Genomic DNA, 5,955 nt, shown 5'->3' with positions numbered 1-5,955 from the left:
GTGTTTACCTTCGAGCAGAGAGCGTGTCAGAAGCCGCTTCTGAAGGTATTAAAAACTGGATAGCAATTCGTAAAGATATTGCAACGGCGTTTAACCAATTCTCAGAGGAATCAGACGTTGTTCCATACCTAAAGCAAGCACGTGTTGCTGGTGGTTTTGATGATATCTTCTTGGGCACACCTCAAGGCGATATGTATCGTTCACACCCTGAACGTAATCGAGCTGGTTATGACCCSCGTCAACGCCCTTGGTACCAAGAAGCAAATAGCGCAGGTAAACAGATCATCACAATGCTGATTGATGCGACTGATGGTACGTTCTTAGCTCATCCTGACAAATCTCTAGCACTTAAACCTGTTGATCAATTGTCTCGTGATATGACGATGCCAGTGATTGAAAATGCAGTTCGTACTGGTTCGATTGAGATAATTAAAGAACAAGGTAAAGAGAAGCTGCTTTACTTTGCAAAAGTAGAAGGCACGAATTGGATCTTTGCGATTCAAATGGATCGCGAAACAGAAGAAGCAAACCATTCATCTTTGCTTTCTCAGTTGATCACAACAGCAGTCGTGATCACATTGATCGTTATCGTACTGGTATCTTGGTTGGTTAGCTTCTTATTCCGCGATCTTAAACGTGTGTCAGATGCTCTTGAGAAGATTGCTTCAGGTGATGCCGATCTAACTCAGCGTTTAGAACCTAAGAGCGATGACGAAGTAGGGCAACTGGCGACAAGCTTTAACCGCTTTGTGAGTAATATGCACCAAATGGTGGTTAAGTTGAGCGAAGTGTCAGCGTCATTGAGCGAGCAATCTAAAGTGACGGCTTCTCAAGCAGAAGCTCGAAGCGCTCGTATTCGTTTACAGCAAGATGAAATCAATATGGTTGCAACGGCTGTTAATGAAATGGCAGCAGCAACACAAGAGATTGCTGGTAACGCCGACCACACAGCACAAAGTTCATCAGAAGCTGTTGGTGCTTGTGTTCATGGTTCAGACCAAGTAACTCAAACGCAATCTTCAATCCAGAACTTGGAACAAGAAGTACAAGTTGCGACAAATGTTATCCAAGAACTTGAAGCGCACGGTAATAGCATCAATGCAATCTTGTCGAACATTCAAGGTATTGCTGAGCAAACAAACCTTCTAGCACTGAACGCGGCGATTGAAGCTGCTCGTGCTGGTGAGCAAGGACGTGGCTTTGCAGTTGTTGCTGACGAAGTTCGTGTTCTGAGTCAACGTACTCATGGCTCGACTCAGGAAATTCAGCAAACAATTGAATTATTGCAAGGTACGACTGGTAAAGCTGTGAGCATTATGGATGACAGCCGTAAACTGGCGGGAACCAGTGTTGACGATGCAAACTCAGCTTCAGCAAGCCTAACGCAGATTCATGCTGCAGTAKAGCGTATCAGTGATATGGCTACGCAAATTGCTTCCGCTGCAGAAGAACAAGCGTCAGTAACTTCAGAAATTACACGTAATACTGAAGGGATCCGCGACGTGTCTAATGAGCTAGCAGCAGAAGCTCATGATGCGGCGAGCCAAGCAGCTCAATTGTCTAAGCTGTCTCTTGAGCTTGAGGATGAAATCCGTAGCTTTAAGTTGTAATTAACGACTTATCTGGATATTCAATAAAAAAAGAGGAGCCAAATGGCTCCTCTTTTTTTGTCTAAAGACGTGACCTGCTATAACCACATGCTCTTAATCGGAGCATTAGGATCATAATGGTGAGCAATTTGTGCTTGAAGTAGTTCAGCAGTTGCAATGGCATCCGTCAGGGCATGATGTGGCGTGTAATCAGGAAGGCTATAACGCCTTCTGCTTTGCCCTAATCGTACCGAACCTGGCTGTTTACCCTTTAACTTATTCCAAATCCCGCCAGCGAGCTTACCTTGAATATTTGATTCAATTTCAAGTGTATCTAAAACCGGGAATTCAATGCCTTCTCCAATTCGTACTTTCAAGGCATTGCTCAGAAAGTCACGCTCGATACGGCGATAATGAACAACCATAATATGCCCAGAAAACGCCTCTAATACATCATCGATGATTTCATTGAGGTCTGGAGCATCGAGTATGTCATTGTGAGTAATACCGTGTATCACAACCGATTCTTCTTCTAACTGCTTTCTTGGTCGTATTGTCCAATGTTTTGCCTGTTTAAGATAAATTCGATTCAATGAAAACGGGACTATACCAATGGTGATGATGTCGTCTTTCTTTGCATCTAAACCCGTCGTTTCAAAATCAACTGCAAGAAAGGTGATTTCTGAAATTGGGGTGTCAGGGCTCGGCAGCTCATGAGAGTAAAAGCGCTTTAAACGTTCGTCCTTACAGCGTTCAAGCTTCTGCTGGAACTTATAAGGCCAATCGATTGTTGGACTTCCAAATAATTTATTCATAAGCATTACTTAAAGTTGTTATTAGCTTGGTAACGGAACTTTAAAAAGTTCTGTGCGTTACTGAGAATCTGGAATGCGTCTTTTAGGTTTCGACGTTCAAAGTCAGACAGATTCTCTGGCTCAATATTGTTATCTGGATCTATCTCGTTATTTACGTCGAGCGCTTGGTGGCGAATACGTACCATAGAGATAAACTCCATCGCATCTTTTAAGTCTTGTGCGCGTCCTTTCGGCAAAATACCTGCATCGATAATGTCATCTAAACGTTCAAATGAGTTCTTTGAACGAGAGCCGACTGCAAGTGAATGTACACGAATAAGGTCGGCTAAAGGCGCGGTACCACGACGCTTTAGGTTAATGGAGTTGTTGTGGCGACCATCTTTCTCCATTACAAAGTCCTTGAAGAAACCCAGTGGCGGTGTGCGGTTCAGAGCATTCCTTGCTAAACATGCCAAGAAGCGGTTGTTTTTTCGGGAACGACGAACAATGAAGCTATTGAGTTGTTCAGCCCATTTCAGTCGCCCGAACACACCATCAAGATCGAAAAAGATAGATGCGTTAAGCAGTGCTTTAGGGTTTGGATCATCAATCCAGTCTGAGAAGCAGGCTTCCCACTCGCGACGAGTCATACGCCACGTAGGGTTTGTTGCCATGATGTCACCGGTACAGTAGCTGTACCCACATTCATCAAGCCCATCACAAACGAATTTTGAAAGTGCTTCAAAGTAGGCATTATGTTTTTCTGGTTTATAAGTGTCATCGAGAATGATGGCATTGTCTTGGTCAGTAACTAGTAATTGCTCATCACGTCCCATCGATCCCAACGCTAAGAAGCAATATGGGATAGGAGCAGGGCCAAGAGACTCTTCTGCAAGCTCGATGATACGTTGTTTAAAGCTTCGGCCTATTACCGACATTGCACTGCCTACCATGTGAGCATTGGCATCTTCGTTGACTAAGCGTACGAAGCTTTCTTTCACCTGCTCAGAAATGGCTTTGAGGTCTTCAATTGTTTGCTGCTGGAAAATACTGCTCACCAATAACAGTGAGTTCTGAGATTCATAACGGACGATATCTGTTGTTTCGATAATCCCGATAGGCTTGCGGTCTTTCAGCACTGGTAAGTGATGAACGTTGTAACGAAGCATATGTAACATAGCTTCGTAGACATAGGCATTGTGATCGAGCGAGATAACTTCAGTGGTCATTACGCTTGATACTTCATCGCTAGGATCTAGTCCTTGAGCAAGTACACGAGTACACAAATCACGGTCGGTAATGATACCTATGACTGGGGTCGAATCATCTTCATCATCTTCAACAATATCCGGGTCAAGGATCAGTAGTGACGATACATTTTCTTCAGCCATCATTGTGGCTGCTTCTTGTATGGTTTTACTTTTGTTGATGATAGGTGCATCGCGGTTAAGCAGTGTTTTAACTTTCGATGTGGTTAAGTCGTTGGCATCGTTGTTGTCAGACAAAGCTTGTCTGAGACGAGCGTTATCTTCGACCTCGACGAAATCGGCGAAAGAGTCATGATTCTCGTAGAGATCTTGGAAGACGGACTCTGGAATACAATAAAGCAACGTATCTTCAATCGCTTTTACCGGGAAACGAACTTTATTGTTAGTGAGTAGCCCCATTTGACCAAAAAGGTCACCTTCATCTAAACGGTTATAAAGCTCCCCTTTACGACGATAGACTTCTACTTCGCCACTACGAACGATGTATAAATCGTTGATCTGGTCACCAAAGTGAATGATAGGTGTACCTTGGCGATAATAAGAGATCTCGACGCTTTGTGTCGCAGCTGTTAGAGCTTCTTCTGGGAGTTCATTGAAAGGGGGGTATTGTGCTAGAAAATTTTGAATTTCTAATAACTCAGCTTCCATATACGGTGTCCATAAATTGGTATGATTTCATGGTACAACATTTACCGTCTTTTTGCCGTGACAATTGCCGTTCAGGCTGAAAACCTTTTTAATTTCCGTTGGATAGACTAACCTTTTTAAAGTAGTGAAAGTGGGTTTACGGAGGTAGGAGAGTATGCATAAGGTTGGCTTGGTAATTTTGGCGTTAATGTACTCAATGAAGCTCTCTGCTGAAGAGGTACCTTCAACTATTCTTGATTACGATTATCTCTATGCCAGTGTGGGGTCAGGAAGCTTAAACGAAGACGCTGGTGTCAATTCTAATGCGTCGATATTCTCCATTGGAGGAAGTTATCAAGCCGATGATAATTGGCTTGTTGTAGGAGATTATACAGCCCGTTTTCTTCATCCCGACGAAACTACTACTCGAGCGGATACGCTGATGGCAGGGGCTGGTTACCGTTATGTTATTGTGCGAGATTTTGACTTCGTAACGTCTTATCAAATTGGTGTTACTAAAGCCAAAGTGGAATTAAATGATGCCGCCAATACGACCGTTTCTTCAGACACTGAGTTTATCCATGGAGTTAAAGTCGCATTAAATTATGGTTTTAGCGAATCATGGATAGCGATAGGAAGTGTGCAGTTCAATCGAAGTGATTTATTGGATGAAGAGGTCTACCACACCAGCTTGAGGTACTTAGTGACGCCAAAGTTTGCTGTTGGTGGATTCTATAACCATAGGAATGGGCAAGATGAGAGAACCAATGAGATTGGTATCAACTTTTTGCTGGAATTATAAAGGCTGGCTTAAAGTTCGGTTATTTTGATGTTCTGACGAGCTTAGAAACAGAGTAGGTACAAAAAAGCCAGCTTTAAACTGGCTTTTGGTTATCGAGAGTTTTGATTAAAACGAACGTTTTAAAGAACTGCTGCAATACCTTTACATAAAGGACCCATGTTGGATTTAGTCATACCAGCAACGCTGATTCGACCTGAACCCACAATGTAGATAGCAAATTCAACTTTTAGGCGGTTCACTTGTTCTTTAGTTAGACCTGAGAACGAGAACATACCGTTTTGACGCTCGATAAAGGTAAAGTCAGCATCAACACCTTCAGCTTTCAGCGTAGCAACAAACAGCTCACGCATCTCTTGAATACGGTCTCGCATTTCAGCTACTTCAGCTTCCCATTCAGCACGTAGCTCAGCATCACCAAGGATGTGTGTTACTACTGCACTGCCGTGAGCTGGTGGGTTTGAATAGATAGAACGAATAATGCTCTTAATTTGAGAGAACGCAGTAGTTGCGATTTCAGAATTTTCAGCAACAAGAGTAAATGCACCCACACGCTCATTGTATAAACCGAAGTTTTTAGAGAACGAGCTCGCTACAAGAATTTCCTTGTTGTACTTAGCAAAAGTACGTAGGCCAGCTGCATCTTCTTCAACGCCTTTTGCAAAACCTTGGTAAGCAAAATCGAATAATGGAAGAAGACCTTTGTCTGCAACTAATTTAGCCAGTGTTTCCCATTCTTCAGGCGTTGGGTCGATACCCGTTGGGTTGTGACAGCAGCCGTGTAGCAGCACGATGTCACCCGCTGATGCTTTCTCAAGGTCTGCAACCATGCCGGCGAAATCTTTGTCTTTTGTTTCAGCGTTGTAGTAGCTGTATTG

The 5,955-nt window shown here is 43.2% G+C and carries 5 protein-coding genes; 2 read left to right on the top strand and 3 right to left on the bottom strand.

The features are described 5' to 3' along the window. A partial coding sequence (locus L4C33_RS18850) for a methyl-accepting chemotaxis protein (RefSeq protein WP_428813949.1) occupies nt 1-1,610 on the top strand: 1,610 nt, incomplete at its 5' end. 77 nt (nt 1,611-1,687) lie between these two features. Here the strand turns inward: L4C33_RS18850 and L4C33_RS18845 are convergent. After that, nucleotides 1,688-2,404, bottom strand: coding sequence for a 3'-5' exonuclease (locus L4C33_RS18845; RefSeq protein ID WP_428813948.1), 717 nt, complete (start codon nt 2,402-2,404; stop codon nt 1,688-1,690). Between the two features lie 5 nt (nt 2,405-2,409). After that, complete coding sequence (locus tag L4C33_RS18840) at nt 2,410-4,299, bottom strand: DUF294 nucleotidyltransferase-like domain-containing protein (protein ID WP_428813947.1); 1,890 nt, start codon at nt 4,297-4,299, stop codon at nt 2,410-2,412. A gap of 154 nt (nt 4,300-4,453) precedes the next feature. On the opposite strand from L4C33_RS18840, the gene L4C33_RS18835 reads away from it, so the two are divergent. Continuing rightward, nucleotides 4,454-5,080 (top strand): hypothetical protein, encoded by a 627-nt coding sequence (locus L4C33_RS18835; RefSeq protein WP_428813946.1) that lies wholly within the window; start codon nt 4,454-4,456, stop codon nt 5,078-5,080. A gap of 119 nt (nt 5,081-5,199) precedes the next feature. Here L4C33_RS18835 and L4C33_RS18830 read toward each other — a convergent pair. Next, on the bottom strand, nt 5,200-5,955 hold a 756-nt coding region (locus L4C33_RS18830; protein WP_428813945.1), incomplete at its 5' end, for an aromatic amino acid transaminase.

It is taken from the genome of Vibrio makurazakiensis, from assembly GCF_050337375.1.
GTDB lineage: Bacteria > Pseudomonadota > Gammaproteobacteria > Enterobacterales > Vibrionaceae > Vibrio > Vibrio makurazakiensis.
The sequence above is the reverse complement of the archived record's forward strand: the minus strand, read 5'-3'. Positions and strand labels throughout refer to the sequence as shown.